This is a genomic window from Pseudomonas sp. FBCC-B1667, assembly GCF_059133255.1.
The window spans coordinates 3,712,730-3,739,340 of sequence record NZ_CP101437.1 but is presented as its reverse complement, the minus strand read 5'-3'; the positions used below and the strand labels follow the sequence as shown (position 1 = coordinate 3,739,340).

Below are 26,611 nucleotides of genomic sequence, written 5' to 3'. Positions count from 1 at the left end.
CATGAGCAAGACCGTATCACCCGTGATTTACAACCGGGCTGGCAAACGCGTGACTGTGCAGGACAAGTCCTGGTACGTCATGCAGGCCAGCACCGAAGGCACCGATCAGGTGATTGAAGTGTTTGTCTATGGCGAGATCGGTTACTGGGGCATCACGGCCAATCAGTTTGTGCAGGACCTGCGCGCCATGGATGATGGTGTCTCGCCGGTGGTTGTCGCCTTCAACAGCATCGGCGGCGATTTGTTCGACGGGTTGGCGATTCACAACGCGCTGAGTCGCCTCGGTGAACGTTGTACCGGCCGCGTCGATGCATTGGCGGCGAGCGCTGCCAGTGTTGCCGTGTGCGGGGCACACCGGGTCGTCATCGCGGCCAACGCCATGTTGATGATCCACAACCCTTGGACCTACGCGGCCGGGGACGCTGATGACTTCCGCAAGGTCGCTGACGTGCTTGACCAGACCTTGGAAGCGATCATCGCGGCCTACAAGTCCAAGGCACCGGACATTGACGAGGCCGAGTTGCGGCGCCTGGTCGATGCCGAAACCTGGCTCACCGCCAATGAAGCGGTGGCTTTGGGGCTGGCCGATGAAGTCGGGGACGGGATCACGGTAAAGGCCAGCCTTGGCCAGGGTGGCGTGCTGCAGCGTTATCAACATGCCCCCGCGGCCTTGTTGGCCCAGCTCGACGAACCGCCAGAGCCGGAGCCGGAGTTGCAGCCAACTGATCCGCTACCGACTCCACCGGTTGTCGATTCGGCGAAGCTGGCATTGATGATCAGCCAGCGCTGTGCGGCGGAGGGGGTCAGTAACCTGGTTGAAGCGCTACTCAGTTCGACGAAGCTTGAAAGCGAAGCGATCGTGCAGGCGGGCCTGGCTCGCGCCAAGGCGGTGAACGATCTGTGTGTCGCGGCGCGGTTGCCGGAGTTCAGTGCCGAGTACGTGGCGGCTGGATTGGATGCCCCGGCCGTGCGAGCGCGTCTGTTCGACAAGATTGTAAGCGGCGGTAAAGGTTTTGAAATCGACAACAGCCTGCCGTTGCAAGACGACCCTGCGCCGAAAGTGCAGGCCAAACAAACTGATTCATCCTCGATCTGGGCCTCTCGCCGAGCGGCTCAATCCGGGCATTCCAAGTCTGGCAAAGGAGCAAGACCATGAGCAGCCAAACCGAATCCTTTCACGCCGGTGAGTTTCTGCTGTCTGAAGGGGCCGGCAAGATTTCACGGGAAGCCGTCATTGTTGCGGCAGGTCCTGCGTTGGAGGCGGGTCAGTTGTTGGGGCTAGTCACTGCTTCCGGTCAACTGGCGCCTTATGACCCTGCCGCCTCGGATGGTACCGAGGTTGCCTTGTGCATTCTTTATGCTCCACTGAGTGAGTCGCCCGACCCGCGCCGGGCCAGCGCCGTCATTCGACTGGCTGAAGTCAGCGGTGTGCACTTGACGGGGCTGGATGCGGACGCGGAGCTGGCCTTAGCCGAACGCTTTGTGATTATCCGCTAAGTCCTTTCGCCCCCTATACCAGCCCCGCCATGAGCGGGGTTTTGCATTTTTGGAGAGTACACCCATGGCCGATATTGGCATTTTTAACGACGATGCGTTTTCCGTTTCCTCACTGACAGCGGCGATCAACGAGCAGGAATACCTGCCGGGTCGCATCAGCAGCATGGGGTTGTTTCGGGAAGAAGGCATTACCACCATCACCGTACAGATCGAAAAGGACGGCGATACCCTGGCCTTGGTACCTGCCGGTGAGCGCGGCACCTCGGGCCTGGTGGTCGGGGCGAGCAAGCGCTTGCTGATTCCCTTTAACACTGTGCACCTGCCGCAACGGTTTGCGATCAAGGCCGACGAGATCCAGGGTATTCGTGCATTTGGGACAACCTCTGAACTGCAGGCCGTTCAGGGTGTGGTCAACACTCGACTGGCCAAGGCCCGTCGACAACTGGACGCCACCCACGAGTACCAGCGCATGGGGGCGTTGAACGGCCAGGTTGTCGATGCGGATGGCACCACCGTGCTGCTGGACATCTACAAGGCGTTCGGTGTGCAGCAACCGAGGCTGTCCATGGGGTTTGCCGATGCCGCCACCAAGGTGCGACTCAAGTGCGCTGAAGCGCTGGATATGCAGGAGGATGCGCTGGGAGGCACCTCGGCCTCGGGCGCGCGCGCCCTCTGCGGCAAGAACTTCTGGAGCAAACTGATTACCCACAAGTCGGTTGAAGAGACCTACCTGAACACCATTCAGGCGGCGCAACTGCGCGGTGACTCGCGTGAAAGCTTCGAGTTGGGCGGCATCGTCTGGGAGCGCTACCGTGGCCGGATCGGCGGTCGCGCGTTCATTCATGATGACCGCGCGTTACTGATTCCTGAAGATGTGCCCGACATGTACATCTCCTGTTTTGCTCCGGCCGATTACATGGAAACGGCCAACACCCAAGGCTTGCCGTATTACGGTAAGGTTGAACTGCTGCCATTTGGCAAAGGCATCGATGGTGAAGCCCAGTCCAACCCGTTGCACCTGTGCACTAGACCCAAAGCCCAGATCCGCCTGGACCTTTGATCATGGCCTTTCGTGAGCTGGTGGATGAGGTCGACTCCGCGGTGTTCGAGCTGTTGGGCGACGTCGGGTATATCGAAGGTAGGGAGGTGCAGGGGATGTTCGCGGCACCTTGGCTGCAACCACAGATGGGCCTGAATAAAACCAGCCTGCGAGAGCCACGTTTTGTGATTCGCGTGGCGGACGCAGTGGGCGTGGAAAAAGCCCAATCGGTGCGCATCGACCTGCCGGCGCTGGACGGTGGTGGGGACTACACACTGGTCAGCGTTCAACCCGGTGGCGATGGGCTGGTGGCGCTGATTCTGAGGATGAAGGTGTGAGTACCGACCTTATCTCTCTGGGCCTTTCTGCCAAGGACGTGAAAGCCTTTGAGGATTTGGCCAAGTTGGTGCCCAAGGCGGTGGAGAACGCCCAGCGTCGGGCTATCAACAAAACCCTCGGATGGTTGCGGACCCACATCGGTCGTGCAGTGAGCAAGGAAGAGAAAATAGCAGCCACGGCGGTGCGGCAGCGTTTGCGTAGTTATCCGATGCAGGGTGGTAGCAAGGAGGGGAAGCTTTGGTTCGGCATGAATCCGATCGAAGCCAGCCGGGTTGGACGGCCACGGCAAAGCAAGGCGGGTGTCTCGGTAGCTGGCCGGCGCTACCGCGGGGCGTTCTACAAGCGCGTGTATGGCGGGACGGCGGAGGTCTGGATCCGCACCGCCAGCAAGCACTTAAAGGCGGAGGATTACCCGGGCAGTTCCGTGTCGGCAGCGGGCGGTGCCAGCTCAGGTTGGATCGCCGAAAACGACGGTCGATTTCCCCTAGCCAAGGCCAAGGTGTCGCTGGAAGACGTCGAATCACAATTCAACACATGGGCGAAAAAGGCCGATGAGCGTTTGCTTGTAGTGTTCAAGCAGGAAATGAATTTCGAGCTACAAAAATATCTAAAGGGGACTGCTCGTGCCTGATCCGACATTTACGCTTGATCAGTTGTACTCCGCGATCGAGCAGCATATCCGTGTTGCGCTGCCCGCCGCCGAGCTTGTGGCGACCTGTCCGGAAATTACCGATCGAATGGCCCTGCCGGCGGTATTGTTGGAGCCCGCTGAGTTTGAACCGGGTGAGGACAGTGGTACCGGTGAAACGGTGCTCGTCCTACGGTTTGAAGCGCGGATCATCGTCGAGCCGGAGCGTGCACAACACCAACTGAAAGCGGCCCAGATGGCGGCGCAGCTGGCGGTGCTGCTGCGCGCTCAGACGTGGGGGCAACCGGTGGAGTTTGCGCAGTTCGTTCAGGCCCGGCAGGACTTTACCAAGCCTGAGCTGGATGGTTACACCGTGTGGTTGGTGGAGTGGTTCCAGACGATCTACCTCGGTGAGGTGGAATGGCCTTGGCCTGTCGAGCCACCAGGTACGTTGTACCTGAACATCGACGGCGAGACCGGTATCGGCAACGAAGAGAATTACTTCCGGCCGGAGGACTTGGTGTGAGTTACGCAAGCGCCGAGCACGACCGCATGATCGCCGGGCTGGTCAAGTCGTGTTACGTGGTAGCTGTCGATCTGGCTGCGTCACCGCCGGCATGTCGGGTTTCCGATGGTCAATGGGTCAGTGCTTGGGTGCGCTGGCACAGCGTGGCGGCTGGCAAGGCGCGTCACTGGCGGGCACCGAGCATGGGTGAGCAGGGCGTGCTGGTCAGCCCGAGCGGCGAGCTGGCGACAGGCACCTTTGTGCCGGGGTTGTACGGTGATGCCGGACCACCACCGGACAATCGTGATCACGTCGAGGTCTGGCGTTTTGACGATGGTGGGTCGCTGGTCTACGACTGGCAGGCCAAGACCTACACCATTGATTTGCCGAGTGGTGCCAGCGCAACGATCAAGGTGGGCGGCTCATTATTCGAAGTGACTCCCGATCAGGTTGGGATCGTATCCCCGCTGATCGCCATGGTCGGCAATGTGACGATCGATGGCACGCTGAACACCACCGGCGACATCAACAGCGCCGGAAAGATTATTGATGCGGGTGGCAACACACCGAACCATCAGCACTGATGTATCACTCTTTATCAGCCCGCCGCGTGCGGGTTTTTTTGTACCTGGAGAACAGTTATGTCCGACAAAAACAACGAGGACCGTTTGCCGATGATTGTCGAGCAAGAGGATGACCTTGAAGATGAGGTGCCACCGCAGGTGGTATCACGAGAGCAAAACTCAGGACGTGGCCAGAGACGCACGAGCACGCCTCAGACGTTCCGCGACAAGGTTTATACCTCCCGCGTTCTGATCCTTCCAGGTGAGCGTCAGTTGCCAGTCGCGAAGGGCCGCGTGACCGTTGCTGCCGATGACGTCGACGCGTTGGCCTACCTGCAGAAACATGCTGATTTCGAACCGCTGCTGGAGTAATCGGGATGATCGGACTGGATCGCCGCACCGGCCAGCTCATTTCCGGCCTTGATCATTTGCGGCAATCCATTGAGGACATCCTGACCACGCCATTGGGCAGTCGCCGGATGCGTCCGGCTTACGGCAGCAAGCTGCGGCGTTTTGTCGACCTGCCGGTTAACGATGGCTGGAAAAGCGCGGTACAGGCCGAGGTAGCCCGTTCCCTTGGTCGCTGGGAGCCGCGCCTGAAGCTCGAGCGGGTTCGGGTAGTGGCGGTTCTCGGCGGCAGTATTACCTTTCAGTTGTCTGGCCAGTACCTGGGCGATGATGTGTTATTGGAGGTGACCGCATGACCATGGATCTGGCGGCCTTGCCACCGCCGCAAGTACTGGAAGACCTCGATTTTGAAGCCGTATATCAGGAAGAGCTGGAAACATTTCGCCTGGCCATGGGCGATAATTGGAGTGCAGTGTTGGAAAGCGACCCTGTGCTGAAGCTGCTCGAGCAGGCGGCCTATCGCAAAATCCAGAACCGGGCACGGGTCAATGATGCGGGCAAGGCTTTGTTGTTGGCCCACGCGGAAAGGGCAGACCTAGATCAACTGGCGGCCAATGTCGACCTGCAGCGGTTGGTGATTCAGGCCGAGGATCTGACGACGGTACCGCCAACACCTAGGGTGATGGAGGAAGATGCCGCACTCCGTGAGCGGATCCAGTTGGCTTATGAAGGGTTGACCACGGCAGGCCCACGCAACAGCTATATATTCCACGCGCGCAATGCGTCGGGGTTGGTGGCCGATGCTACGGCAGAAAGCCCATCACCGGCAGTGGTGGTGGTCACGGTCCTGAGTCTGGAAGGCAACGGCGTGGCCAGTCCGGTGTTGATCGAACAGGTCCGGGTGGCGCTCAGCGACGACGATGTACGACCGGTGGCGGATCGACTCACGGTGCAAAGTGCGGCGGTGATCGAGTACAGCATTGAAGCGGTGGTGTATCCACAGGCCTCCGGCCCGGAAAATGAAGCCTATCTGGAAGAATGTAAGACTCGCCTGGCTGCGTGGATCAACCCACCACATCGACTTGGGTTGGAGGTGGCGCGTTCGGGCGTTCATGCCCAGCTGCATATTCCCGGGATCGCTCGCGTCGAACTGGTTGGCTGGACTGACCTCAAGCCGACCAAAGCCGAGGCCGCGTATTGCACCGGCTATGTCGTGACGCTGGGAGCCTGATATGAGCAGCCTGTTACCGCTCAACAGTACGCCGCTGGAGTTGGCCCTCGAGGCCGCCGACGAGGAGCGTACCGAGATTCCGTTGCGCTCGCTGTACAACGCCGATACCTGCCCGGTGCATCTGCTGCCGCATTTGGCATGGTCTTGGTCGGTGGATCGTTGGGATGATCGCTGGTCCGAGGAAGCCAAGCGTGCGGCGATCCGCAGTGCGTTTTTCGTCCATGCACGCAAGGGCACCATCGGCGCGCTGCGTCGGGTGGTCGAACCGCTGGGCTATTTGATCGAGGTGCAAGAGTGGTGGCAGACCACGCCTGAAGGGGTGCCGGGTACGTTCGCACTGGAGGTCGGCCTCAACGATGAGGGCATCACCGAAGAGATGTTTCAGGAGCTGACGTGGCTGATCGATGACGCGCGTCCGGTCACGCGCCATCTGACCAACCTCACGATCAGTCTTGAGTCGCAGGGAATCCTGGACATCGCCGTCTGTGTCTATGAAGGCGAAGAGATCGATGTGTACCCACCGACGCCCCTCGATATTGAAGTGACCGGCCATTTCGGTCCGGCGCTGTGCATTGATGAAACAGACACTATGGACATCTACCCATGATTGATCAGACCAGCCAGTTTTTCGCCATGCTCACGGCGGTAGGCGAAGCCAAGCATGCCAACGCGATCGCGCTTGGTTTGGATTGGATGTTTACCGAGATGGGTATTGGCGATGCCAATGACACCAACCCCATCCCGGATCGCCTGCAAACCCAGTTGATCAACGAATGGCGTCGGGCGCCGATCAACCAAATCCGAGTGTCACCGACGGATGCCCGCGTAGTGATCACCGAGCAGGTGATTCCAGCGGACGTCGGTGGCAAGTGGATTCGCGAAATCGGTTTGTACGATATCGATGGCGACCTGGTGGCGGTGGCCAACTGTGCGCCAAGCTTCAAGCCGTTGTTGTCGCAGGGCACGGGCAAGACCCAAGTCGTACGAATGAACTTTATCGTCAGCAGCTCGGCCAGCATTGTTCTGAAGATCGATCCGGCCGTAGTTCTGGCGACACGTGAATACGTCGACCAGAAGGTGAAAGAAGAAATCGCCAAGCTCGATCACAAGGAGTCGGTGCTGTATGCGACGACGGGCGCGATCGTGTTATCGGGGCTGAGCGTGCAGGCTGGCGGTGACTGGCCGGTAGCGTTATCTGCGGGCGCTCGGGTGCTGGTCAAGGACCAAGCGGCGGCCAAAGATAACGGCCTGTATAGCGCAGCAGCTGGGACCTGGGTTCGGACGGCAGACGCTGACAGCAATGTCGATGTCACGTCGGGACTGGTCGTTGCGGTTGAACAGGGCGCGACACTGGCCGACACCCGTTGGCAGTTGGTGACGGATGGCAATGTGGTGCTAGGCACCACGGCGCTGACGTTTAAAACGGCAAATAACCCGACAGCAACCACCGCGCCGCAGTTCGACAATAGCAAGTTGATTGCAACGACGGAGTTTGTGCGGCGACAAGGTTTGCAATACAGCGATGGGGTTGTGTCGGGAAGTGGTTCATCTTCGCTGAACGCCAGTCATATTGGCGGAATTGCGCATCTCTATCTCAGTGCGAATGGCACCATCACTCTGCCTCCGGTGGCTGGTGTGCCCGTGGGTGCCACCGTTACGCTGGCGGGGAATATGAGCGTAGGCGTCACTGCCACGCTGTTAGCTCCAGGTAGTGGCTCGCTTCGCCACGTCAGTGGTCTGCCTATGGTCGGACCGGTGACGATGAGGCGGGAAGAGGTCGCCGTATTTCAGATGTTTTCGGCCGGCGGGGAATGGCGCCTGATCGGTGGCACGGTCGCAGCGCGGTACGCGGCGGCTTCCCCAGAAGCCAACTTCATCACGATGCCGCAGTTTGACAATTCCAAGGCACTTTCGACGACTGAGTTCGTCAAGCGATCCAGTGGTAACTACTCCGGCCATATGGGGCTGACGGGAAATACCGCATTGACCCCGGCAGCCATCGGTACGGTGGTCGCGGTCGAAGGGGATCTATCCATCAGCTTGCCTGCGGCCAACACTACATCCGACGGCGGCACGATTAACTTCCGCAACATGGGGTTGGGTGTGGTCAACGTCGTATGTGCTGGCTTTGACTTGATCGCCGGCGGCAGCGGCAACTTGCCTTCCGGCATCGCGATGCAACCCGGCGCCACTTTGGAACTGACTAGTAACGGCGTAGACGTCTGGCTGGCGTCGGGGTCAGCGCAGTTGCAGTATTCCAAAGTGGATGGTGTTACGCCGCCATTGTTTGATAGCAGTAAGGCGCTGCCCACTACCGAATTTGTACAGCGAGCGCTGGGGAATAGAAATAGTTGCCAATGGCTGCAAGGCAGTCGCGCCATTGCGCTGACTGATTTTGGCGGTGAATTTGTTATTTCTGAGGTGGCGGGTTCGACGCTGACCTTTCCGGCCATTGGCTCGGTGCCTCTTGGCGCCAGTATTCGCTTTGTCAATTTGGGGTCGTCGAACTGTGTATTTACCGCGGCTGCTGGCGAGTTCTTTATTGGTGCTTACGATACCTCGGGTACGGCTACCTCGTTCACGTTGAGTCCGTCCGACGAAGTGTCGATTACCTGTTATGCCGGTGCCCATTGGGTGGTGGTGGGCAGCGGCTCGCTTAATGGTTCGCTCGCCTATGGCACGCGAACCCTTGGCGGTGGATTGATTTTGCAGTGGGGCACTGTGGTGGGGCCTGCGAACCCGCCGAGTGATCGTTGGGACTTCGATATTACGTTCCCACGCGTCTTTCCCAATCAGTGTTTTGGTGTCGTTGGCAGCCCTGGGATTGCGGCAGTTGACCTGGATCTTGTCGATGGAGGGGGTGGAACATACCGCTCCTGCCGATCAGATTCGGGGACCAGTATTCCCACTAACGCCGGGTTTGAGGCCGTGGTGCATTACACCACTGGCGCAGCAGACTCTCGTATTTTTATGTGGCAAGCCCTGGGTAACTGACCCGAAGGAAAACAACATGACGATTTATTATGGCGTAAGCCCGCGAGGTTTTTACGACGACGCGGATTTTGGACCGCGAACGATGCTGGTTCCTGACCCGGATTGGATTCGCCCTACCAAGAGCATTGAGCTTCTGTCGGGCGATTCCATCGACGTCGATGGCGAAACGATCACGAACACAGGCGAGACGCCGTTGATGGTCCCTGTATTGGATGACTCGTCTGTGCATCCGTTGATCCGCGTGGACAATCCAGCCTGCCGCATCCCGGCTGATGCCGTGTCGATTTCTAAAGAACGACATTTGGAACTGCTCGATGGTCAGGCTGCGGGACAGTTGATTCGCGAAGATGCTGGGGGAAATCCCATCCTGATTGATCTGCCGGCCCCTTCCATGGAGCAGTTGACTGCTTCTGAGCGGAGTTGGCGAGACATTGAATTGAGTGCCACTGACGGTGTGGTTGCGCGACATCGTGACGAAATCGAGGAGGGAACGAAACTAACCTTGGAGTCAGAGCAATACGTCGAGCTACAAGCTTATCGCCGGGGGCTGCGCGACTGGCCAAGCGCGGAGCATTTTCCGAATGCAGACCACCGGCCAGCTAAACCGACCTGGCTCGACCAGCCACCGTCATAACGGCCTGCACTGACGGGGCGTTTTCTTTTCCGTTATGCGTAACAACGAACATCTCACCAGCCCGCACTGCGGGTTTTTTTGTACCTGGAGAAAAGTCCTATGAGCTTCTTTCACGGCGTCACCGTCACCCTGGTCGATACCGGCGCGCGTACGATCGCGCTGCCGTCATCGTCAATCATCGGTCTGTGCAACACGTTCAAGGTGGCACCACCGGCGACGGCCAAAGCCAATGAGCTGCTGCTGATCACCCGCGAAAGCGAAGCCGTCGCTGCGTGGGGGGCAGACGCGGCGATCACCAAGGACTGCAAGGCCGTTTTTGCTCGAGCCAAGGCGGTGATCGTGGCAGTCGGTGTGGCTGAATTCGTGGACCCTGCGGAACAAATTTCCGCGATCATCGGTGGCGTTTGGGCGGACGGTACACGCACTGGCATGCAGGCGTTGCTCGATGGCAAGAGCAAGTTCAACGCCCAGCCGCGGCTGTTGATCAGCCCGAAATATACGGCGACGCAGGCGGTGGCCACCGCGCTGATCGGCCTGGCCGACAAACTGCGCGCAATGGCCATTCTCGATGGGCCGAACACCACCGATGAAGAGGCCATGGAATACGCTGCCAACTTCGGTAGCAAGCATGCCTACATGGTCGACCCGGGTGTGAAGTACTGGGATACGGAGTCCAGTGCGACGGTGGATGCGCCGGCCTCGGCGTGGACTGCTGGCCTTTTCGCTTGGACTGATGCGACTTACGGTTTCTGGGCCTCACCGTCGAACAAGGAATTTACCGGCATCACCGGTACCACGCGGCCAGTCGAGTTTCTCGACGGCGACGAAACCTGCCGGGCCAACCTGCTCAACAACGCCTTCATCACCACCATCATTCGAGACGGCGGCTACCGCCTGTGGGGTAACCGCACGCTGTCCGCTGACCCCAAATGGTCCTTTGTTACGCGCGTGCGGACGGTGGACATCGTCATGGACGCGATCCTGTACGCGCACAAATGGGCGGTCGACCGCTCGATCACGTCCACTTATGTCAAGGATGTGACTGAGGGGCTGCAGGCGTTCATGCGCGACCTGAAAAACATGGGCGCGATCATCAACTTCGAAGTCTATCCGGACGAGGAGTTGAACACGTCCAGCCAGCTCAGCCAGGGCAAGGTGTACTGGAACATTCGGTTCACGGATGTGCCGCCTGCCGAGAACCCGAATTTCCGCGTGGAAGTGACCGACCAGTGGATCACCGAAGTGCTCGACACTGCCGCCTAAGGAGGCCGCCCCATGATTCCTGAAGTGCTCTACAACACCAACATGTTCGTCGACGGCATCAGCCTGTCAGGCGAAGTGCCCAGCCTGACCTTGCCCAAGGTGACTCTGAAGACGGATGAATACCGTGCCGGCGGCATGGACGGTCCGATTGAAATCGATATGGGTATGGAAAAGCTTGAAGCCAGCTTCACCACCAATGGCGTGCGTAAAGAGGTGCTGAAGTTTTTCGGCCTGCTTGATCAGACCGCTTTCAACGGATCATTCCGCGGTGCTTTTAAAGGTCAGAAGGGGGCCGTCAAGCAGGTGGTCGCCACGTTCCGCGGTGGTCTGAAAGAAGTCGATCCAGGTGACTGGAAACCGGGTGATAAAGCTGAGTTCAAATATGCGATCGCCGTCAGCTACTACAAGCTCGAAATCGATGGCCGCGTGATGTACGAATTTGATCTGCTCGCCTCGGTGCGTGTGATCGATGGTGTCGACCAATTGGCCGCTGTACGAGCTGCCCTGGGCTTATAAGGAGTAATGCATGAGTAACGATAAGACCGCTGTACTGCCCAAGTGGCTTAAGCTGGATGGTGAAATCGCCACCGTAAGTCTGTCCAAGCCGATCGAGGTCAGTGGCGTGAAAGTCGACACGCTGACCATGCGCGAACCGACAGTAAAAGAGACGCGAGCTGCCACGCTTCAATCAAAAGGTGATGATGAGGAGCAGGAACTCAATCTGTTTTGTACCCTTGCCTCAATCACCAGAAACGAATTGGAGGGCCTGCTGATGCGTGACTATCGTCGTCTGCAGGCCGCGTATTTTCGTGTGGGAGCAGACGACGGGATTTAACCCCAAGCTGCAAAAGACATTGGCCAAGCGCTTGGCCGTCGAACTGAATTTTTCGGCGGCCGAGATTCAGGTCATGTCTTTTTCCGACATGGTGTGGTGGCTCACGGATTGAGCCCATTCCCGTATGGGTAGGTGGATCAGATGGCGAACAAACTCGCGATAGGCCTGGTGATCGGCGGCGCAGTCAGCTCAACAGTTGGGGCAGCTTTCAAGAGCGTCAGCTCCGGGATTCAGAAGCTGGAAGCCCAAGGGGCCAAGGCGCGGGTGCTGCAGAAGACTATTGGCGAAACAATTCGATTACGTGATGAGTTGAAAAAGGCGCATGCCAATGGTGCGGAAGGGGCTGACAAACTGCAGAAGAAGCTAGATGCAAATCTTGCCAGTTTGAAAAAGCAGGGCATCGAAGTTACGCAGCTGAACAAAGAGTACAAAGCGTTGGGTCAAGTCGCGCGTAGCGCCGATCTCAAAGCCAAGGGCATGGGACAAGTTCAGGCTGGCAAGGAAAGCCTGCGTAGTGGGATTGGCCAAGCTGTTGCTGGCACCGCGCTTGTTGCCGTGCCGACCAAGATCAGTGCTGATTTTCAAGCAATTATTCGAGACATTGCGATCAAGGCCAATGTCGCTGGCACGCCGCAAGAAGAAGAAATGGCCAAGGCCATGATCAAGATTTCACGCGACACCGGCATGGCTCGTAACGAAGTTGCGGATCTGCTGAACAACCTGGTCACTGGCGGTATGGACGTGAAAGAGGCGCTGCAGTTCGTCCCTGACGCAGCGAAGTTTGCGGTTGGGCAGGGATCCGCTGGCGGTGAAACCGCTGGCATGATTGGTGCGCTTCGCAAGAACGCCAAGATCCAGAACCCAAAGGAGATGCTGCAAGCACTTGAGACAATCGCGTACCAAGGGAAGGCTGGTAGTTTTGAAGCCGCTGATATGGCCAAGCATTTTCCAAGCCTGCTGGCCATGATGGCTGCTATGGGGGTGACCGGGCAGGATGCGGTCGTGCAATTGGGTTCGATGCTGCAGGTGCAGATGAACTCAGCGGGCAGCGCTGATGAAGCGGCCACCAACCTGAAGAACTTGATTTCAAAAGTCGGCTCGGGAGAGACGGTAAAAGCTTTTGACAAGGCTGGGATTAAGTTTAAGGAGTCGATGGCACTGGCTATTGGTCAGGGCAGATCTCCATTAGAAGCGCTGATTGATCTGACACAGGAATATGTCGAGAAAACGAATCCCACGAAAGCGGCAGAATTGCGTGAGAACGTTGCCAAGATTGATCAGGAGAAAGACCCGGCCAAACGTGATGCCATGATCAAGGCTTTCGAGGAAATGCTGCGCACTGGCGATATCATTGTTGATATGCAAGCTAAGACTGCACTGATTGCAGCCATACAAAATAGGGCAATGTACAAAGAACTAAAAACGAATTCTGGGTCTGCTGCTGGTGAGCTGGATAAGGGGCTGGCTGATCGTCGTGAGACTTCCGCACAGATCTGGAAAGAGACAGCGCAGTCCATTGATGATTCGATGCGAGCTATTGGTGATGCCATTCGCCCGGCTACGGACATGGCTGCCAAGGCCATTGGGTCGGTAGCCAAGAGCCTTGGCGACTTGACTGATAAGTCTCCTGGTTTGGTGATGGGTATTGGGTCTGTAGTGGCTGGTGTGGTCGCGCTGCGTAACGCATTGGCGGTTATCAAGATTGGCCGTGGATTGGCCAACGTTGCTCGTGGCTCAATGGGTGGTGGGGGCAATATCGTCCAGCGGGTATTCGTCACTAATCCCGCGATCGGTGGTACCGATACTGGTATTGGTGATGGGGGTGGTAGGGGGGGCAAGAAGGGTGGGGCGAAGGTGGGCGGGACGGTAGCCGCGAAGGCGCTTGATGTGGCCAAGACTGGAGCCCGCTCATTGAAGGGGTCCGCGCCTGTTGCGGTGTTAGATGCGGGCTTCAAGGTCGTTGATACATATCAAAATGCCGAGACTCGAAATCAAAAAGCAGAAGGTTACGGCGAGGCGGCTGGAGGGCTGGCAGGCACACTGGCCGGTGCCGCGATCGGTGCTGCGATCGGTTCGGTGGTTCCTGTAATTGGCACCTTCGTCGGTGGCCTTATTGGCGGAACGATTGGTGCGTTTGGGGGGAAGTCGCTAGGGAAAACTGCAGGTAGGGCTGCATTTGGTGAGGATGTTCCAGGTGCGTCAGGCCGGCCACTAATGATGCTCCCGGAAGATAATCCAGCAATGGGGGATGTGGTTCGCTCGATGACGGCGTCGTCACCACCAGCGGCTCCTGGGGCGTTGCTATTGGCCAAGGCTGCCGAATCGGCCAAGCCTGCGTTGACGAAAGTTGATCAGCAATTCAGCTTCGCTCCGCAATCAACGATTACTGTTCAAGGGGATGTGAAGGATCCCGAGCAGATGGCTCAGCAGCTGGCGCCATTTTGGCGGCGCCAATTTGAGGAGTTCAGTCGCGAAGTTAAATCACGCCAATTGTACGATGCCCCGGATGTTTGATAAGGAGGTTGTATGACCTATATGGAGCAGATGCAATCCGGGCTGACGTACATGGTCAGTGCCGGAGAAACGGGACGTCATAGCCTGGATGGCATGATCGGGCCGATTAATGGTGCGATCAGCGACATGAACGGAGCAGCCAGTGATCTGGAGAGTTTGCCCTTCATCGGACCTGAAGCTGCAGCGAAGGCGAAGCGGCTCATGGGTTCAGTAAATTCCGCCCAGAACAAAATCAACTCGGTGGTGAATACCTACAACAAAGCCCAGCGGGCGCTATCACAGATAGATGAACGAGTGACGGCTCTAGCGGGGCAAATTGCTCGTGCTGGGACCGCGCTTAAAAACATCGCCGGCAAGGTCAACGCCATGCTGGGCAACATTTTTCCGACGGAGTTTTTCGAGACGCCGCTAACACCGGAACCAGAGGCAGTGAAGCCGTTTCCGCATTTGCTGATCATCTATCCGCTCAGGCCGGATGAGCGCCCGTATTATTTTAACCTGGACACGGCGGCCTTCGATGAACTGCGTCGGCAGACCTCGTTTCGGTGGGCTTCGCAGGAGCGGCTGTCGCGTCGACCAGCGCAGCAGGCGGTAGGTTTCGGAGATGAGAAAATCACCATCAAGGGGGCGATTTATCCAGGTCGAGTAGGCGGGCTGAATCAACTCAATACCCTGCGCAGCATTGGCGCCAAGTTGCTTCCGCTCAATTTGACCACTGGTTATGGCGAAGTGCTGGGCAATTGGTGCCTGACCAGTATCGAGGAAGAGCAAAGCGCGTTGCTGCCGGGAGCTATTCCGCGCAAGCAGGGGTTCTCAATGGAGTTTGTCCGTTATGGTGAAGATATGCAGAACGTCTGATGGGGACCTGCTCGATACCCTTTGTCAGAACTTTTACGGCCATCTCGTTGGTACCGTTGAGGCGGTGCTAAATGCCAACCAAGGCCTGGCCGATGAGCCTCAGCCCTTTCGTGCAGGGCTGTTGATCAAGCTGCCGGAGCTGGTCACCGAGACCGATGATGTCATTCAGTTGTGGAGTTGATTCCGCAGTCGTAACCAGCCCGCCTAGTGCGGGTTTTCTTTTTCTGGAATGTCCCTATGAAACCAGTTTTTCGGATTGTTGCCGACGGCGCCGATATTTCTGCGCTGATCAATGACCGCTTGCTGTCGCTGCAAACCTCGGACAAGCCCGGCATGGAGTCGGACACGTTTGAGCTGCGCATTGATGATCGTGACGGTGCGATGTCACTGCCCAGTCGTGGTGCCAATATTGAAGTGTATCTGGGCTACGACGGCGTCGAGCTCACGCGCATTGGGCGCTATACCGTAGACGAAGTCACCTTGTCGGGTCCGCCGGACACTTTGGTCATCAGCGGTAAGGCCAGCGATATGCGGGGCAGTGGTAAGACCTCTCGCAGTGGCGGGTGGGAGAATGTCAGTCTGGCCACTATTGTCGGAGAGATCGCCGCGCGCAATGGCTGGCAACCGGCCTGCCCGGTCACCACCCTAGTGCCGCGGATCGATCAATCGAATGAATCAGATTTCAACTTCATCACCCGGCTGGCCAAGAAGCATAACTGCACCGCGAAGGTCGCTGATGGCAAGTTGTTGGTCATGCCCAGAGAGGGTGGATTGAGCGCGACCGGCAAAACGTTAAGTGTTATTTCCATAGGACGTAGCGACGTCAGTCGGTGGCAATTCCGCCTCAGCGACCGCAGTACCTATAAGGGTGTAAATGCCCAATACCAGAACAAGAAAAAAGGTGACTCGATCGTTCTCCATTTGGCGAACCCAGATGCACCTGATGGATTGCCTCCCGTACATACCGATCGCCATATCTATCCCAACAAGTCGGCCGCTGAGGCAGCGGCCAAGGCACGCTTGGTGGCCTTCAACCGCTCGACCGCCGGGATTCGGCTGGAAATGCCGGGGCGGACTGATCTATTCGCGGAGTGCCAGATTAATGCCCAAGGTTTCAAAACTGGGCTCGATGGTGAGTACCTGGTTGAATCGGTGGAGCAAACCTTTACCGCGGGCGGCTGGAGCACCACGGTCGAATGCAATGGTGGGAAGAAGGGCAAGTCCAAGGCCAAGGGCAAGAAGAAAAAGCCGGAGCCGGTAGTGCTACATCTTCCGCCGAACACCTGAACCTTTGCCTAATTTAATGCTGGCTACAAGTGCTGGCGTTTTTCTTAATTTTATGGTGGAAACAATATGTCCATTTCCAAGCAGCAGTTGCTGCAGATCCTTCCTAACGCCGGCGCCCAAGCCGGCGTTTTTGTAACCGCATTAAACGTGGCCATGGGGCGCTACCAGATTGTCGGCGCCAGACGCATCGCGGCATTCATTGCCCAGATCGGCCATGAATCTGGCCAGCTGAATTACGTTCGCGAGCTGGGCGGTAACGCCTACCTGGCGAAGTACGACACCGGCGCTTTGGCCAAGCGTCTTGGCAACACGCCCGAGGCCGACGGCGATGGCCAGAAGTATTGCGGGCGAGGGCTGATCCAGGTAACTGGTCGCCATAACTACCGTCAATGCAGCCTCGGGCTGTTTGACGATGAGCGTTTGCTGGACACGCCTGAGCTACTGGAGCAGCCGCAATGGGCGGCGATGTCGGCGGCCTGGTACTGGGCCACTAATGGGCTGAACACACTGGCGGACGCTGGCCAATTTGAAACTATCACTCGCCGCATTAATGGTGGGCTCAATGGCCTGGCTGATCGCCAAGCCCTGCATAAACGAGCGTTAACAGTTTTGGAAGCTGCGTAATGAAAATCGACTCTGGAGAGGCTGTGGGCCTGTTCAAATTTATCGTTAACAAGATGAGCTGGAAGCTGGCCGCGCAATTCATTGTGATCGGAACATTTTGTGGAGTTTCGTATTTCGTGTGGGAGGCGCGCTGGAAGATTTACACCGAGACCGCAAATCGATGGGCGCGGCCAGAGATTATCGAGGATCGATTGCCCCAGGTCATTGATGAGCTGGCCATAGAGGTACGACCAAAGACCATTTTTATTTGGGCTGCCAACGTCGCCGGCGATACGAAGCGGCCAATCTATGTGTGGGTCGATGGGCAGCGGCATCCAGAACTAGAAGGCCGCACTGAGCCGCTTTTTCCGGACGGCATCGATGGCGTCTTGCAAGTCGCTAGGCTCATCCGGGGAGAGGAGTTTTGCGGGGATCACAACCACTTGGCACGTGATCGGCCAATCCTACGTGAGGCGGGAGTGGTCTGGGGCTGTGCAATCAGTATTCCCCCTGAGTATGGCGCAATCATTGGCGCAATCACTGTCGGCTTCACGAGCGATCGAAGCGCTGATTACAGCACCATTCGATCATCGCTGGATCGCTGGTCGAAGTTCTCCACCGGTAGAGATCTTAAGTGAGCCTGAAGACTTTGCGATGGCGCCTGATCGGCGCTGTGGTGGTGGCCCTGTTCGTCTATCAATTCGGGCGCGGCACCATGGACACCGAATGGCAGGCACGCTGGGCTGAGTACGGCGAGTTCCAGGCCAAGGCCAGATCAAGCGCCGAGTCATCGGCCCGAATAGAAGAGCAGCGCCGTCAGACCGAAATCAACCAGGTGAGAAATGATGCGAGAGCACAAAGCAAAAACGCGGTTGCTGACAGCGTTGGGGCTGATGCTGCTGGTGAGCGGCTGCACATCGCCGCCGTCCAGCTGGCCGCCCATCAGTGCACCAGCGATACCGGAATTGCCAGAAGAGGCGAGGCAGCCACCCGCGCCTCCATGGTGCTCTCCGACCTGTTCCAGCGGGCTGACAAGCGAGCGGGAGAGCTGGCGAAGGCTTATGACAGCGCCCGAATAGCCGGGCAAGCCTGCGAGCGCAGTTACGACGCGATAAAAAAGAATAGACCGACTGAATGATGTAATTCCTCAAATCACTCCAGGGCTTGAAGTCATGATCGAAGTCACCCTTAACGAGTACGTGAAAAAAGTTACGCAAAAAGTTGCGGCATCTTCATTGAACGTCACGCCCGGAGCGATAGGTAAGGCCGTCAATTCCGATCGGAAAATCATCGTTCGAACGGACGACCAAGGCGTGGTGATTGCTGCCTATGAAGTAAAAAGTTTCGGCAATATACCTGCGGTATTTTAGAAAATTGCCCACCTGTACATGTCGTTCAATACTCGTTGTGCATGCCAAGGCGCTACTTAAACCAAGCGTCAGCAGCGGAGGTGAAGCATGCCGGAAGTCGATGGGACAACTCAGGCAGAACCTGCTCCTAAACCTGTGCATGAGCACAGGCACGAGCACAAACACGAGGATTTAGACATGGGCGGTATCAGTGAGCAATTGGACAAAATCAATATCAACATGCCGGGTGCGGACGGCGGCATGGGGGGCATCGGCGGCATCCTTGCTGCAATGATGGCAAACAAAGATCAGGGTGGTATGGGTGGCTCGATGTGGCCAATCCTCTTGCTTCTGCTGCTGCGTCGCGGCGGACTGGATGGCGATGTTGGAACTGTCGCTGCTGCAACCGGTGTCGATCGCTGCGAAATTACTGCGATCCTTTCCAAGCTGGGTGACCTGCAGGCTGCTGGCCCGCTGTCGACTGCACAGATCGAAACTTTTCTGGCAACTCAGACTGGTCAGATCAGCAATCAGATCAGCCAACAAACCTTGTTCATTTCGCAGGGCTTCGCCAACCTGGGCGACAAGGTCACCAATTCGGCCACTGCTGTTTTGGCGTCGGGCCAAGCCAACACCAACCAAATCCTGGTGGCGATCCAGGGCGTGAAGGATCAAGCCACCACGTTCGAAATGAGCAACCTGCAACGTCAATTGGCGGTGGCCGACTCTGCACTTTTGGATGAGCGTCACAGTCGTCGCAGCCGGGATGTTGAGGTCAACGTGACTCAGCAGGTCAATCAGCAACAACAGCAGTCTCAGCTGCAGGCGCAGATCAGTGGCTTGTTCAGCGCTTTTCAGTCGCTTTTGATCCAAAACAACCGTCAAGGTCAGGACATCGTCAACCTTGGCACCATGACTGCCAGCGGTACCCAGGCGGCGGCGAACACCAACGTTCGTTAATTGGGGGATAGGCGGGGGCTTCGGCCCCCGTTCTTTTGTGGGAGATTGAAATGGATCCGCTAACACAAGCAATTGAAGCTTTGCGTCAACTCATGATTCCGCCGGCGCCGGCCAGCAACATGGCCATGATTCGTCACCTGGTCAGCGCGGAGTACGCACGGCTCGAGGCACCTCAGGTCATCAGCTTTATTGGTGATGGTGAGCGTGAGCTGTTCGAGCAGCATAAGGATAAAGTGCAGGACTTCCTGCAGTCGCCCGATGGTGGCGATGCGTGGGGGCTGTTGGTACAGGCATTCCAGTCTTTTATCGATCCTCCGAAACAACCCGAGGATATCCCTGAGGATATCGAAGCAGAATAATCAACAGAGGTCGGCCTTATGTCTGGTCCGATTGTTCCATGGATGGGAGGAAAGCGCCGACTTGCAGATCGGCTGATCCCGCTCTTTCCTCCCCATGAGTGCTATGTCGAGGTCTTTGCTGGTGGTGCCGCGCTGTTCTTTCTTCGGCCTCAGCCCGCACCGGTGGAGGTACTCAACGATATCAATGGTGACCTGGTCGCTCTGTACCGCGTTGTGCAGAACCATCCTGAGGAGTTCGTGCGCCAATTCAAGTGGGCACTCAGTTCCCGGCAGATTTTTGAATGGCAGAAAATGACCCGGCCGGAGACCCTGACCGACATCCAGCGCGCGGCCAGATTCTTTTATCTGCAGCATCATGCTTTCGGCGCTAAGGGTTCCGGACAAACGTTCGGTACCGCCACTACTGGCCCGGCTATCAATCTGATGCGGATTGAGGAGAACCTATCCTCGGCCTGGCAGCGTCTTGCTGGGACCTATGTTGAGAACCTGCCATGGCTTGAATGTGCTGAACGCTACGATCGCGCTCACACATTCCACTACATGGACCCTCCGTACTGGCAGACCGAAGGCTATGGCGTAGAATTTTCTTTTGATAACTATGAGCGCATGGCCGACTTCATGCGTCGATGCAAAGGCAAGGTGATGGTCAGCATCAACGATCATCCAGACATCCGCCGGGTGTTCGATGGCTTTCACTTTGAGACGTTGGACATTCGTTACACCACAGCCAACCAGCGCCAAGCCAAGGCTGTGGTGACAGGGGAGTTGGTGATTATGAGTTGGGAGCCGGAGGCGCTAGGAGGATTGTTCTAGTTGGATCGTAGGGGATGAAGATTGAAAAATAAAGAGGTTCGCTGGGGAAAGCAAGCAATTGACGAGCTGGGAAACAGTCGCTTGCTGGCCCCTTCAGCGATTTTATATCCCGTACGTGTAATTAAAAATCCTGGGTGTGGCCTACAAGCTCCAGCTTCACCATTAGTTTGTGGACTATGTTGGTTTTTGTTTGAAATAAAAGGTGGTTGAGATCTTTAATTCTAAGCTCTATTTCGCCGTTTGGTAGCTTGCTCCAAACAGCATCAATTCCCCTATGATCGAAGCGATCACCGATGCTTAACGCCAAAAATGGGGTAGTTGTCGTAGCGTCCCACACAGGGTCGTTGATAAAAGAATCTTCGTAAACCTCGATGTGATATTCGATTGGCAGTAGGTTCATTATGTCTTTCCTTGCGTTATACGACATTGGGTTGCATTTAAGATACTTCACTCAATAGGCTTTCATAGGGAATTCGAAGACCATTGTGTAGTCGCTTTATCATGGCCAGGCTTAGCGAGCGCTTATGATTCAGCACCTCAGAAACACGCCCGCTCGAGCCGATGAACGCTTCAAGGTCGCGAGCATTTAGCCCTTGCTGTTCCATCATGAATTTGATCGCTTCGACTGGATCGCTTGGCCCGATCGGATGATGATCGTCTTCGTATTTTTCGATCAGCATCGAGAGCACTTCAAGCTCGTCGCCCTCTGGAGATCCTGCAGCAGCTCCCCAAAGCGCCTCAAGGCGAGCAAAAGCGCTATTGAGCTCGTCTTCGCTACGAATCGGTTTTAGGTTCATCACACAGTCTCCACATCAATTTGATCGTACTGGGCGTGGGTGCCTATGAACTTGACCCATGCAATTTGCAGGCGGTAATCAATGGCCGCCACCAGTCGATATTTGTTGCCAGCGATATTGAAGACGACTCTACCGCCTTTGATGATGCTCGCAGTGGCAATGTCAGCCTTCAGTTCCTGAGGGGTATCCCAAATCACTTTAAGCATCATGTTGTGCCATTCCGTGAGTGGTCGCTCAGCGTCCTTGCATCCTGGCTTCTCCCAGAAATCTTTCAGTGTTCGCTTGGCGATAACTCTCATTTCTTGCGGTTTCTCAAGGTTATCTCCCGTTATGGGAGAAGTATGGTGCCACCACCTATAGGTGTCAAGGCAAGGAATTTTGGTGTTTCTGAAGGGGGAATGGTAACGCATGGCAGAACGCCGGAGAGGGGGCCCGCTCCTGGCTGGTAGCGGGCAGTTGGAAGTATTGCTCAGCACGCAGTTTTCGTAAGGTTTCAGCTGATCTTGCTTGGGTCAAGACTTAGCTATTGAAGCTGGACAGGTCCATTCGCTGATGACTGGCTTTTCTTTGAGATGAACGATCTCCAGGCAACCATGAAATGGTGGGGTATTTTGTTTTGGTGGACCAGCTATAGTAACTGTAGGTGCAGGTTCATTTTGAGTTTGTTTGTTGCACTCGAGTGCATACTGATTGTAATTTCTAATGGCCTCATCGATAGGTTCTGTTTTTATAATGTCTGCTGATACATCCCATAGTACTCTTGCGTACATCCCAGCAGAGCGACAGGCGTGTAAACTTGTAGCTGGCTCACTGAAAAGTGTTCCGAATACCTCGCCCTCATTTTCAAGGCCAATCATTTTTTTGCTTGTGGCCACTAGCTCCTTGCCTTCAGGTACGTATTCCATTGCATCAATGGCTACCGCCATTTCGTGTACTTTGTTTATGTATTTTTTAGCGCTCGGAAGCAATACCTTGTAAGTGGAGATTTCGTATTTATTGTCCCCGGTTACGGCAAACTCGGTGCCTTCAGAGTTTTTAATTCTTGGTCCTGCTATTGATTCGATTGGACTTTTTTCACGCGCTAAATCGTACACGCCATACAGTATTACAAATGCTCCAAAGGCATAAAACAAACCAAAAAATATGTTCTTCACGCATGTCCCCTAGATAAATAAAAATGCAACACTAAAGTGGCTCGAGCCAGTTTGCATCTTCATGCTGTATCTAATTGTTTCTGTGTGGTGGTTTAGTCGGTGATTATCCTGCGCACGCACGCACGCACGCACGCACGCACGCAGGTATAGGCAAAGGGCACCGGTTAAGGCGTGGTTTGGCTGGAGCTTAGGTATCGCTGCTGAAGGATAGACATTAGTTTCATGGTGAGCTCAAACAGCTCAGGTCTTTCTAATGCCATTTCCTGCGGGCAAGTAAGGTACTCGACGAACCGCGGTACGGTCATGATGCAGGCATCCATCGGCAGTAGATGAGTGTGCTGCTGTCCAGCGCTATCGAAGGTCGTCAACCAGCGCTGGGCAATTAGCGGTGGGAGTTCGGGCGCGGGCTGGGCGGATGCGACCTCAAGTGCCTTTCGCTCCATTCTGATGAAGTAGCGGCGAGCCGCTCGGCCTTGCTCGTTGTTCTCCACCATCGATAGCTCTTTGGCCATGTCCAGAGTGAGATGGTAATCCTTTCGATTTTGTCCGCCGCGTTTTGCTTTGGTTGTCTGCAAAGCAATTTCGCTCCCCGGATTTGGGGAGCAAATCAAAAAATCTCGATTCTCTTCAAAGCCATACTTTTTTATGCGCTCGTTCATCCAGGTGGAGAAATCACGAGCGACCTCAAGGAAAGCATGCAGTTCACGGGCATTGCAGAGGCTGACATTGATGCCGTCGATCTGGCCGCTGAAGACGTGAACGAGTTGAGTTTCTGGTGTGGCGAGCGTGATGTTCGACATGGTGAATCTCCATTCTCAGATTGGAGTCCGCGACCATCGTTACCAAGCGAAAGGAGGCGAACTGTACGCAGGTTGGTAAACCGGGGAATGGAGACCCGGCAGCCCCGAAGGACTCCCACGCACAGCTCGCCATAAAGCGAGCACAAAAAAACCGCTTTCGCGGCACTGTGCGCCATTCATATCCGGGTTACCAAGCCCGTGTCACAGGATTGACTGCGACGGGTGAAAGGTAAACCGGGAGCGGGAGCGCGTCAAGTTTGGGGTGAAGGGCGTATGCACAAACGGCATACGAAACCAATTCTCGTTTGTCTGGTTAGCCAGGACGAGCCTGAGGATTTTTGATTGCAGTTTTCAGGGCCGCAATGGTTTTGCAGGTCTTGTAGCATCTGGCCTGTAAGGGCGTGGCTTTAGTAAGATTGCGGCCCCAGAATAACGCCGAAAGCCTTGTAAACCGGGCATCTTACTCAGGACTTAAAATCCCCCGCTCGTAAGGGCGTGCCGGTTCGATTCCGGCTTCGGGCACCATACATATCAAGGGCTTGCGTGAGATACCTCACGCAGGCCCTTGTTCGTTTCCGGTCCGCAATTATTGGATTGGTCCGCCAAGTAAGCAAGGTCCATCGCATCCCGAAGACCCACAAGGCGTTGGCCATGCTCAAGACCGACCGGGGTCTGGCCAGCACCGCGCGCGGTTCGGCCACCACCACTCCGACAATCCACCTCTTGCGCATCAAGGAAAACCTATCGGCCGCCTGGTATCGGTTCTCCGGCACGTTCGTGGAAAACCTGCCTAGGCTGGAATGCGCCGAACGCTACGATCGGGCGCCCTAGGCCCACAGCTCCGACAGGTTCTTTCCTTATGTTTACCATCCGCTTCAACGACCGCCGCAGATTCACCACAGGTCAAGCGAGTCATGAACTACTCCTTTTGGCTGTACCAATCCCCCGGCGGGACGATGAACAACGATCCAACGCGTAATCGATCCGACTGGTGGCCAGGGCTGATGGATTTTGCCTAGTTGGCTTCCTTTACCGCACTGAGAAATGCGCACGTGCGCTCCTGCTGCGGGTGTTCGAAGATTTGCGCCGGGGTGCCCTGCTCGTGAATCTGCCCTTTGTAGAAAAAGCACACACGATCAGCGAATTCCCGGGCGAAACCCATCTGGTGCGTGACCATCAACATGGTCAGGTTGTGTTCGGCGCCGAGCTTGCGAATCACGTTGAGCACTTCGCCGCACAGTTCCGGGTCGAGCGCCGAGGTCACTTCGTCGAACAGCATGACTTTCGGGCGCATGGCCAATGCCCGAGCGATGGCCACCCGTTGTTGCTGACCACCGGACAACTGCGACGGGTAATGCCCGAGTTTGCTGCCCAGCCCCACCAATTCCAGTAAATCCGCTGCACGTTCACGTGCCTCGGCGGGTTTCATGCCGAGGACTTGGACGGGCGCCTCGATGACGTTTTGCAAGGCCGTCATGTGCGGGAACAGGTTGAAACTTTGGAAGACCATGCCGATCTTGCCACGCACTCGCCGGATGTGCCGGTCATTGGCTGGCACCAATACACCGTTGCGATTGGGCATGTGGGTCAGCAAGTCGTCTTCAATGCGGATCAGTCCGTCATCGATGCCTTCGAGCGTCATCAGGACCCGTAATAGTGTGGATTTTCCCGAGCCGCTGGGGCCTATGATTGCGACTTTTTCACCCGGCGTGACGTCCAGGTTCAAGTGATCGAGCACAGTAAAGTTGCCGTAGCTCTTGGTGACATCCTGGAAGCTGACGATCGGCTTGACCGATTGGGTTTCCTGCATGGCCGTAGCCTCCTGCGGATGCAGTGGGGTAGGGTTGCTGTGCCGGGAAAGGTCGCTGGGTGTTGAGAGTGAAGAAGTCATTAGCGTAGCTCCAGGCGCACTTCAAGGCGCCGTACCAGATAAGCCAAGGCGATGCTCAGGGCGAGGAAAAACAGACCGACCATGGTGATCGGCTCCAGGTAGCGGAAGTTCTCGGAGCCGATGTTCTTGGCCTGTTGCATGATTTCCACCACGGTAATCGCCGACAGCACCGGCGTGTCCTTGAGCATCGCCACCAGGTAGTTGCCCAATGGCGGCAGGATTGGCCGCAAGGCCTGGGGCAGGATGATGTTGCGATAAGCGCTGTACGGGGCGATGTTCAGCGCGGTGACAGCCTCCCATTGCGCCCGCGGCACGGCGTCAAGGCCGCCGCGATACACCTCGGCGATGTAGCAGGCGTAATGCAGGCCGATGCCGAGAATCCCGACTTGCATTGCCGACATGCTGACGCCGTAGTTGGGCAGCACGTAGTAGAGGAAATACACCTGGATCAGCAGCGGCGTGCTGCGAATGAACTCGATCACGGCGGTAGCCGGCCACGACAGCCAGACTCTGCGGCTGCGTCGGCCGATGGCCAGGAACAGCCCCAGCACAATGGCGATCAGGAAGCCGATCAGGGTAATCCCCACGGTGTTAAGCGAAGCGCGAAGCAAATCAGGGAGGATCTGCCAGGCATAGGTCCAGTCGAACAGCGTCATGACAGACCTCCACGCATCCGCCCGCGAGCCAGGCGGCGTTCAATCTGGCGCATGCCGATGTTGATGGCTTGGGCCAGGACGAAATACATCACCAACGCCAGGCTGAAAATCTCCAGGGTCTGGAAGGTCGCCTGATCCAGTTGCCGAGCCCGGAAGCTCAGGTCAGACAACGTGATCAGCGACACCAGCGAGGTGTTTTTCAGCAGTTCGATCAGCAGGTTGGTGCCCGGCGGGATAGCCGCCAGCAATGCCTGTGGAAGAATGATGCGGCGAAAGCGCTTGTAGCCGCTGAAGTTCAGCGCCGTGGACGCCTCGTACTGACCCTTGGCGACAGAGCTGATTGCACCGCGCATCACCTCCGCGCCGTAAGCGCCGATGTGCAAGCCGAGGCCGACGATGGCCACGCTGTAGGGGCTCAGTTCAAGGTTGAACGGCGGCAGCGGCAGCACGAAAAACAGCCAGAACAATTGCACCAGCAACGACGTACCGCGAAACACTTCAATGTAGGCAATGGAAAACCAGCGCAATGGCCGCCATGGCGACATGCGCCCCAGGGCCGCGAGAATCGCCGCGACAATCGCCAGCAGCGAACCGAAGAATGTCACCTGGAGCGTGACCCAGGCGCCTTGTATCAATAGCGGAAGTAATTCACCCATGGTTAAACCTGGCCATCCGGACTAAGTAGGGAAATAGG

The 26,611-nt window shown here is 56.6% G+C and carries 35 protein-coding genes and 1 pseudogene; 28 read left to right on the top strand and 8 right to left on the bottom strand.

The annotated features are described in order from the left end of the window. Position 1: 1 nt before the first annotated feature. The 27 genes from NL116_RS17100 (at position 2) to NL116_RS16970 (ending at position 20,619) form a co-directional block, all read left to right on the top strand. On the top strand, positions 2-1,156 hold the full coding sequence (locus NL116_RS17100) for a head maturation protease, ClpP-related (protein ID WP_494373211.1): 1,155 nt from the start codon (positions 2-4) through the stop codon (positions 1,154-1,156). After that, on the top strand, positions 1,153-1,497 hold the full coding sequence (locus NL116_RS17095; protein WP_494373210.1) for a head decoration protein: 345 nt from the start codon (positions 1,153-1,155) through the stop codon (positions 1,495-1,497). Before NL116_RS17100 ends, NL116_RS17095 begins: the two co-directional genes overlap by 4 nt. Positions 1,498-1,561: 64 nt before the next feature. Beyond that, entirely contained in the window at positions 1,562-2,557 is a 996-nt protein-coding gene (locus tag NL116_RS17090) for a major capsid protein (protein WP_494373209.1), read from the top strand. 2 nt (positions 2,558-2,559) lie between these two features. Beyond that, on the top strand, positions 2,560-2,874 hold the full coding sequence (locus NL116_RS17085) for a head-tail joining protein (protein WP_494373208.1): 315 nt from the start codon (positions 2,560-2,562) through the stop codon (positions 2,872-2,874). Beyond that, complete coding sequence (locus NL116_RS17080; protein ID WP_494373207.1) at positions 2,871-3,506, top strand: hypothetical protein; 636 nt, start codon at positions 2,871-2,873, stop codon at positions 3,504-3,506. The genes NL116_RS17085 and NL116_RS17080 overlap by 4 nt, the downstream gene beginning before the upstream one ends. After that, positions 3,499-4,029, top strand: a complete 531-nt coding sequence (locus NL116_RS17075; RefSeq protein ID WP_494373206.1) for a hypothetical protein — start codon at positions 3,499-3,501, stop codon at positions 4,027-4,029. The genes NL116_RS17080 and NL116_RS17075 overlap by 8 nt, the downstream gene beginning before the upstream one ends. Continuing rightward, complete coding sequence (locus tag NL116_RS17070; RefSeq protein ID WP_494373205.1) at positions 4,026-4,592, top strand: phage baseplate assembly protein V; 567 nt, start codon at positions 4,026-4,028, stop codon at positions 4,590-4,592. The genes NL116_RS17075 and NL116_RS17070 overlap by 4 nt, the downstream gene beginning before the upstream one ends. Before the next feature lie 57 nt (positions 4,593-4,649). Next, complete coding sequence (locus NL116_RS17065) at positions 4,650-4,943, top strand: hypothetical protein (RefSeq protein WP_494373204.1); 294 nt, start codon at positions 4,650-4,652, stop codon at positions 4,941-4,943. Between the two features lie 5 nt (positions 4,944-4,948). Next, complete coding sequence (locus NL116_RS17060) at positions 4,949-5,275, top strand: GPW/gp25 family protein (protein WP_494373203.1); 327 nt, start codon at positions 4,949-4,951, stop codon at positions 5,273-5,275. Further along, positions 5,272-6,150: a baseplate assembly protein gene (locus tag NL116_RS17055; RefSeq protein WP_494373202.1), complete on the top strand. Its 879-nt coding sequence runs from the start codon at positions 5,272-5,274 to the stop codon at positions 6,148-6,150. The genes NL116_RS17060 and NL116_RS17055 overlap by 4 nt, the downstream gene beginning before the upstream one ends. A 1-nt stretch (position 6,151) precedes the next feature. Further along, entirely contained in the window at positions 6,152-6,757 is a 606-nt protein-coding gene (locus tag NL116_RS17050; RefSeq protein WP_494373201.1) for a phage tail protein I, read from the top strand. Further along, a complete protein-coding gene (locus NL116_RS17045) occupies positions 6,754-9,144 on the top strand; it encodes a phage tail protein (RefSeq protein WP_494373200.1) in 2,391 nt (796 codons plus the stop codon). Before NL116_RS17050 ends, NL116_RS17045 begins: the two co-directional genes overlap by 4 nt. 16 nt (positions 9,145-9,160) lie before the next feature. Beyond that, positions 9,161-9,778, top strand: a complete 618-nt coding sequence (locus NL116_RS17040; RefSeq protein ID WP_494373199.1) for a phage tail assembly chaperone — start codon at positions 9,161-9,163, stop codon at positions 9,776-9,778. A 99-nt stretch (positions 9,779-9,877) separates the two neighbouring features. Beyond that, positions 9,878-11,041 (top strand): phage tail sheath subtilisin-like domain-containing protein, encoded by a 1,164-nt coding sequence (locus NL116_RS17035; RefSeq protein ID WP_494373198.1) that lies wholly within the window; start codon positions 9,878-9,880, stop codon positions 11,039-11,041. 12 nt (positions 11,042-11,053) lie between these two features. Continuing rightward, entirely contained in the window at positions 11,054-11,557 is a 504-nt protein-coding gene (locus NL116_RS17030) for a phage major tail tube protein (protein ID WP_494373197.1), read from the top strand. Between the two features lie 10 nt (positions 11,558-11,567). Continuing rightward, complete coding sequence (locus NL116_RS17025; protein WP_494373196.1) at positions 11,568-11,876, top strand: phage tail assembly protein; 309 nt, start codon at positions 11,568-11,570, stop codon at positions 11,874-11,876. Positions 11,877-12,017: 141 nt separating this feature from the next. Beyond that, positions 12,018-14,390: a phage tail tape measure protein gene (locus NL116_RS17020; RefSeq protein ID WP_494373195.1), complete on the top strand. Its 2,373-nt coding sequence runs from the start codon at positions 12,018-12,020 to the stop codon at positions 14,388-14,390. A 12-nt stretch (positions 14,391-14,402) separates the two neighbouring features. Next, positions 14,403-15,248 (top strand): phage tail protein, encoded by an 846-nt coding sequence (locus NL116_RS17015; protein ID WP_494373194.1) that lies wholly within the window; start codon positions 14,403-14,405, stop codon positions 15,246-15,248. Beyond that, positions 15,223-15,429, top strand: a complete 207-nt coding sequence (locus NL116_RS17010; protein WP_494373193.1) for a tail protein X — start codon at positions 15,223-15,225, stop codon at positions 15,427-15,429. Before NL116_RS17015 ends, NL116_RS17010 begins: the two co-directional genes overlap by 26 nt. A gap of 56 nt (positions 15,430-15,485) precedes the next feature. Then, positions 15,486-16,535, top strand: a complete 1,050-nt coding sequence (locus NL116_RS17005; RefSeq protein WP_494373192.1) for a phage late control D family protein — start codon at positions 15,486-15,488, stop codon at positions 16,533-16,535. A 66-nt stretch (positions 16,536-16,601) separates the two neighbouring features. Beyond that, positions 16,602-17,159, top strand: coding sequence for a glycoside hydrolase family 19 protein (locus NL116_RS17000; RefSeq protein ID WP_494373191.1), 558 nt, complete (start codon positions 16,602-16,604; stop codon positions 17,157-17,159). Then, entirely contained in the window at positions 17,159-17,776 is a 618-nt protein-coding gene (locus tag NL116_RS16995) for a hypothetical protein (protein WP_494373190.1), read from the top strand. Before NL116_RS17000 ends, NL116_RS16995 begins: the two co-directional genes overlap by 1 nt. Next, the gene (locus NL116_RS16990) at positions 17,773-18,276 is read left to right on the top strand and encodes a DUF2514 domain-containing protein (RefSeq protein WP_494373189.1); all 504 of its coding nucleotides are present in this window, start codon (positions 17,773-17,775) and stop codon (positions 18,274-18,276) included. The genes NL116_RS16995 and NL116_RS16990 overlap by 4 nt, the downstream gene beginning before the upstream one ends. Positions 18,277-18,310: 34 nt before the next feature. Continuing rightward, positions 18,311-18,508 carry a Cro/CI family transcriptional regulator gene (locus NL116_RS16985; protein WP_494373188.1) on the top strand — a complete coding sequence of 66 codons (198 nt, stop codon included), beginning with the start codon at positions 18,311-18,313 and terminating at the stop codon, positions 18,506-18,508. Positions 18,509-18,595: 87 nt separating this feature from the next. After that, positions 18,596-19,447 carry a hypothetical protein gene (locus NL116_RS16980; protein ID WP_494373187.1) on the top strand — a complete coding sequence of 284 codons (852 nt, stop codon included), beginning with the start codon at positions 18,596-18,598 and terminating at the stop codon, positions 19,445-19,447. A 50-nt stretch (positions 19,448-19,497) separates the two neighbouring features. Beyond that, a complete protein-coding gene (locus NL116_RS16975) occupies positions 19,498-19,806 on the top strand; it encodes a hypothetical protein (protein WP_494373186.1) in 309 nt (102 codons plus the stop codon). A gap of 18 nt (positions 19,807-19,824) precedes the next feature. Beyond that, positions 19,825-20,619, top strand: a complete 795-nt coding sequence (locus tag NL116_RS16970) for a DNA adenine methylase (protein WP_494373185.1) — start codon at positions 19,825-19,827, stop codon at positions 20,617-20,619. A gap of 121 nt (positions 20,620-20,740) precedes the next feature. On the opposite strand, the gene NL116_RS16965 is transcribed toward NL116_RS16970, so the two are convergent. From NL116_RS16965 to NL116_RS16945, 5 genes are all read right to left on the bottom strand, one after another. Beyond that, positions 20,741-21,019: a hypothetical protein gene (locus NL116_RS16965; protein WP_494373184.1), complete on the bottom strand. Its 279-nt coding sequence runs from the start codon at positions 21,017-21,019 to the stop codon at positions 20,741-20,743. Positions 21,020-21,056: 37 nt separating this feature from the next. Beyond that, on the bottom strand, positions 21,057-21,416 hold the full coding sequence (locus NL116_RS16960; protein WP_494373183.1) for a helix-turn-helix domain-containing protein: 360 nt from the start codon (positions 21,414-21,416) through the stop codon (positions 21,057-21,059). After that, a complete protein-coding gene (locus tag NL116_RS16955) occupies positions 21,416-21,715 on the bottom strand; it encodes a type II toxin-antitoxin system HigB family toxin (protein ID WP_494378080.1) in 300 nt (99 codons plus the stop codon). Before NL116_RS16955 ends, NL116_RS16960 begins: the two co-directional genes overlap by 1 nt. A 213-nt stretch (positions 21,716-21,928) precedes the next feature. Next, a complete protein-coding gene (locus NL116_RS16950; RefSeq protein WP_494373182.1) occupies positions 21,929-22,570 on the bottom strand; it encodes a hypothetical protein in 642 nt (213 codons plus the stop codon). Positions 22,571-22,734: 164 nt separating this feature from the next. Continuing rightward, a complete protein-coding gene (locus tag NL116_RS16945) occupies positions 22,735-23,370 on the bottom strand; it encodes an antA/AntB antirepressor family protein (protein WP_494373181.1) in 636 nt (211 codons plus the stop codon). 690 nt (positions 23,371-24,060) lie between these two features. On the opposite strand from NL116_RS16945, the pseudogene NL116_RS16940 reads away from it, so the two are divergent. After that, a pseudogene (locus NL116_RS16940) lies at positions 24,061-24,192 on the top strand (DNA adenine methylase); the annotation flags it as partial. 193 nt (positions 24,193-24,385) lie between these two features. On the opposite strand, the gene ehuA reads toward NL116_RS16940, so the two are convergent. From ehuA to ehuC, 3 genes are all read right to left on the bottom strand, one after another. Beyond that, positions 24,386-25,180, bottom strand: coding sequence for an ectoine/hydroxyectoine ABC transporter ATP-binding protein EhuA (gene ehuA / locus NL116_RS16935; RefSeq protein WP_494378079.1), 795 nt, complete (start codon positions 25,178-25,180; stop codon positions 24,386-24,388). 80 nt (positions 25,181-25,260) lie between these two features. Then, the gene (ehuD, locus tag NL116_RS16930; RefSeq protein WP_494373180.1) at positions 25,261-25,917 is read right to left on the bottom strand and encodes an ectoine/hydroxyectoine ABC transporter permease subunit EhuD; all 657 of its coding nucleotides are present in this window, start codon (positions 25,915-25,917) and stop codon (positions 25,261-25,263) included. Then, positions 25,914-26,573 carry an ectoine/hydroxyectoine ABC transporter permease subunit EhuC gene (gene ehuC / locus NL116_RS16925; RefSeq protein ID WP_494373179.1) on the bottom strand — a complete coding sequence of 220 codons (660 nt, stop codon included), beginning with the start codon at positions 26,571-26,573 and terminating at the stop codon, positions 25,914-25,916. Before ehuC ends, ehuD begins: the two co-directional genes overlap by 4 nt. Positions 26,574-26,611 lie beyond the last annotated feature (38 nt).

Excerpts from the sequence above, each read along its gene's own strand:
- NL116_RS17100 (WP_494373211.1), top strand. The coding sequence starts at position 2 with ATGAGCAAGACCGTATCACCCGTGATTTACAACCGGGCTGGCAAACGC.
- NL116_RS17095 (WP_494373210.1), top strand. The coding sequence starts at position 1,153 with ATGAGCAGCCAAACCGAATCCTTTCACGCCGGTGAGTTTCTGCTGTCT.
- NL116_RS17090 (WP_494373209.1), top strand. The coding sequence starts at position 1,562 with ATGGCCGATATTGGCATTTTTAACGACGATGCGTTTTCCGTTTCCTCA.
- NL116_RS17085 (WP_494373208.1), top strand. The coding sequence starts at position 2,560 with ATGGCCTTTCGTGAGCTGGTGGATGAGGTCGACTCCGCGGTGTTCGAG.
- NL116_RS17065 (WP_494373204.1), top strand. The coding sequence starts at position 4,650 with ATGTCCGACAAAAACAACGAGGACCGTTTGCCGATGATTGTCGAGCAA.
- NL116_RS17060 (WP_494373203.1), top strand. The coding sequence starts at position 4,949 with ATGATCGGACTGGATCGCCGCACCGGCCAGCTCATTTCCGGCCTTGAT.
- NL116_RS17055 (WP_494373202.1), top strand. The coding sequence starts at position 5,272 with ATGACCATGGATCTGGCGGCCTTGCCACCGCCGCAAGTACTGGAAGAC.
- NL116_RS17050 (WP_494373201.1), top strand. The coding sequence starts at position 6,152 with ATGAGCAGCCTGTTACCGCTCAACAGTACGCCGCTGGAGTTGGCCCTC.
- NL116_RS17045 (WP_494373200.1), top strand. The coding sequence starts at position 6,754 with ATGATTGATCAGACCAGCCAGTTTTTCGCCATGCTCACGGCGGTAGGC.
- NL116_RS17040 (WP_494373199.1), top strand. The coding sequence starts at position 9,161 with ATGACGATTTATTATGGCGTAAGCCCGCGAGGTTTTTACGACGACGCG.
- NL116_RS17035 (WP_494373198.1), top strand. The coding sequence starts at position 9,878 with ATGAGCTTCTTTCACGGCGTCACCGTCACCCTGGTCGATACCGGCGCG.
- NL116_RS17030 (WP_494373197.1), top strand. The coding sequence starts at position 11,054 with ATGATTCCTGAAGTGCTCTACAACACCAACATGTTCGTCGACGGCATC.
- NL116_RS17025 (WP_494373196.1), top strand. The coding sequence starts at position 11,568 with ATGAGTAACGATAAGACCGCTGTACTGCCCAAGTGGCTTAAGCTGGAT.
- NL116_RS17020 (WP_494373195.1), top strand. The coding sequence starts at position 12,018 with ATGGCGAACAAACTCGCGATAGGCCTGGTGATCGGCGGCGCAGTCAGC.
- NL116_RS17015 (WP_494373194.1), top strand. The coding sequence starts at position 14,403 with ATGACCTATATGGAGCAGATGCAATCCGGGCTGACGTACATGGTCAGT.
- NL116_RS17010 (WP_494373193.1), top strand. The coding sequence starts at position 15,223 with ATGGTGAAGATATGCAGAACGTCTGATGGGGACCTGCTCGATACCCTT.
- NL116_RS17005 (WP_494373192.1), top strand. The coding sequence starts at position 15,486 with ATGAAACCAGTTTTTCGGATTGTTGCCGACGGCGCCGATATTTCTGCG.
- NL116_RS17000 (WP_494373191.1), top strand. The coding sequence starts at position 16,602 with ATGTCCATTTCCAAGCAGCAGTTGCTGCAGATCCTTCCTAACGCCGGC.
- NL116_RS16995 (WP_494373190.1), top strand. The coding sequence starts at position 17,159 with ATGAAAATCGACTCTGGAGAGGCTGTGGGCCTGTTCAAATTTATCGTT.
- NL116_RS16985 (WP_494373188.1), top strand. The coding sequence starts at position 18,311 with ATGATCGAAGTCACCCTTAACGAGTACGTGAAAAAAGTTACGCAAAAA.
- NL116_RS16980 (WP_494373187.1), top strand. The coding sequence starts at position 18,596 with ATGCCGGAAGTCGATGGGACAACTCAGGCAGAACCTGCTCCTAAACCT.
- NL116_RS16975 (WP_494373186.1), top strand. The coding sequence starts at position 19,498 with ATGGATCCGCTAACACAAGCAATTGAAGCTTTGCGTCAACTCATGATT.
- NL116_RS16970 (WP_494373185.1), top strand. The coding sequence starts at position 19,825 with ATGTCTGGTCCGATTGTTCCATGGATGGGAGGAAAGCGCCGACTTGCA.
- NL116_RS16965 (WP_494373184.1), bottom strand. The coding sequence starts at position 21,019 with ATGAACCTACTGCCAATCGAATATCACATCGAGGTTTACGAAGATTCT.
- NL116_RS16960 (WP_494373183.1), bottom strand. The coding sequence starts at position 21,416 with ATGAACCTAAAACCGATTCGTAGCGAAGACGAGCTCAATAGCGCTTTT.
- NL116_RS16955 (WP_494378080.1), bottom strand. The coding sequence starts at position 21,715 with ATGAGAGTTATCGCCAAGCGAACACTGAAAGATTTCTGGGAGAAGCCA.
- NL116_RS16945 (WP_494373181.1), bottom strand. The coding sequence starts at position 23,370 with ATGTCGAACATCACGCTCGCCACACCAGAAACTCAACTCGTTCACGTC.
- ehuA (WP_494378079.1), bottom strand. The coding sequence starts at position 25,180 with ATGCAGGAAACCCAATCGGTCAAGCCGATCGTCAGCTTCCAGGATGTC.
- ehuD (WP_494373180.1), bottom strand. The coding sequence starts at position 25,917 with ATGACGCTGTTCGACTGGACCTATGCCTGGCAGATCCTCCCTGATTTG.
- ehuC (WP_494373179.1), bottom strand. The coding sequence starts at position 26,573 with ATGGGTGAATTACTTCCGCTATTGATACAAGGCGCCTGGGTCACGCTC.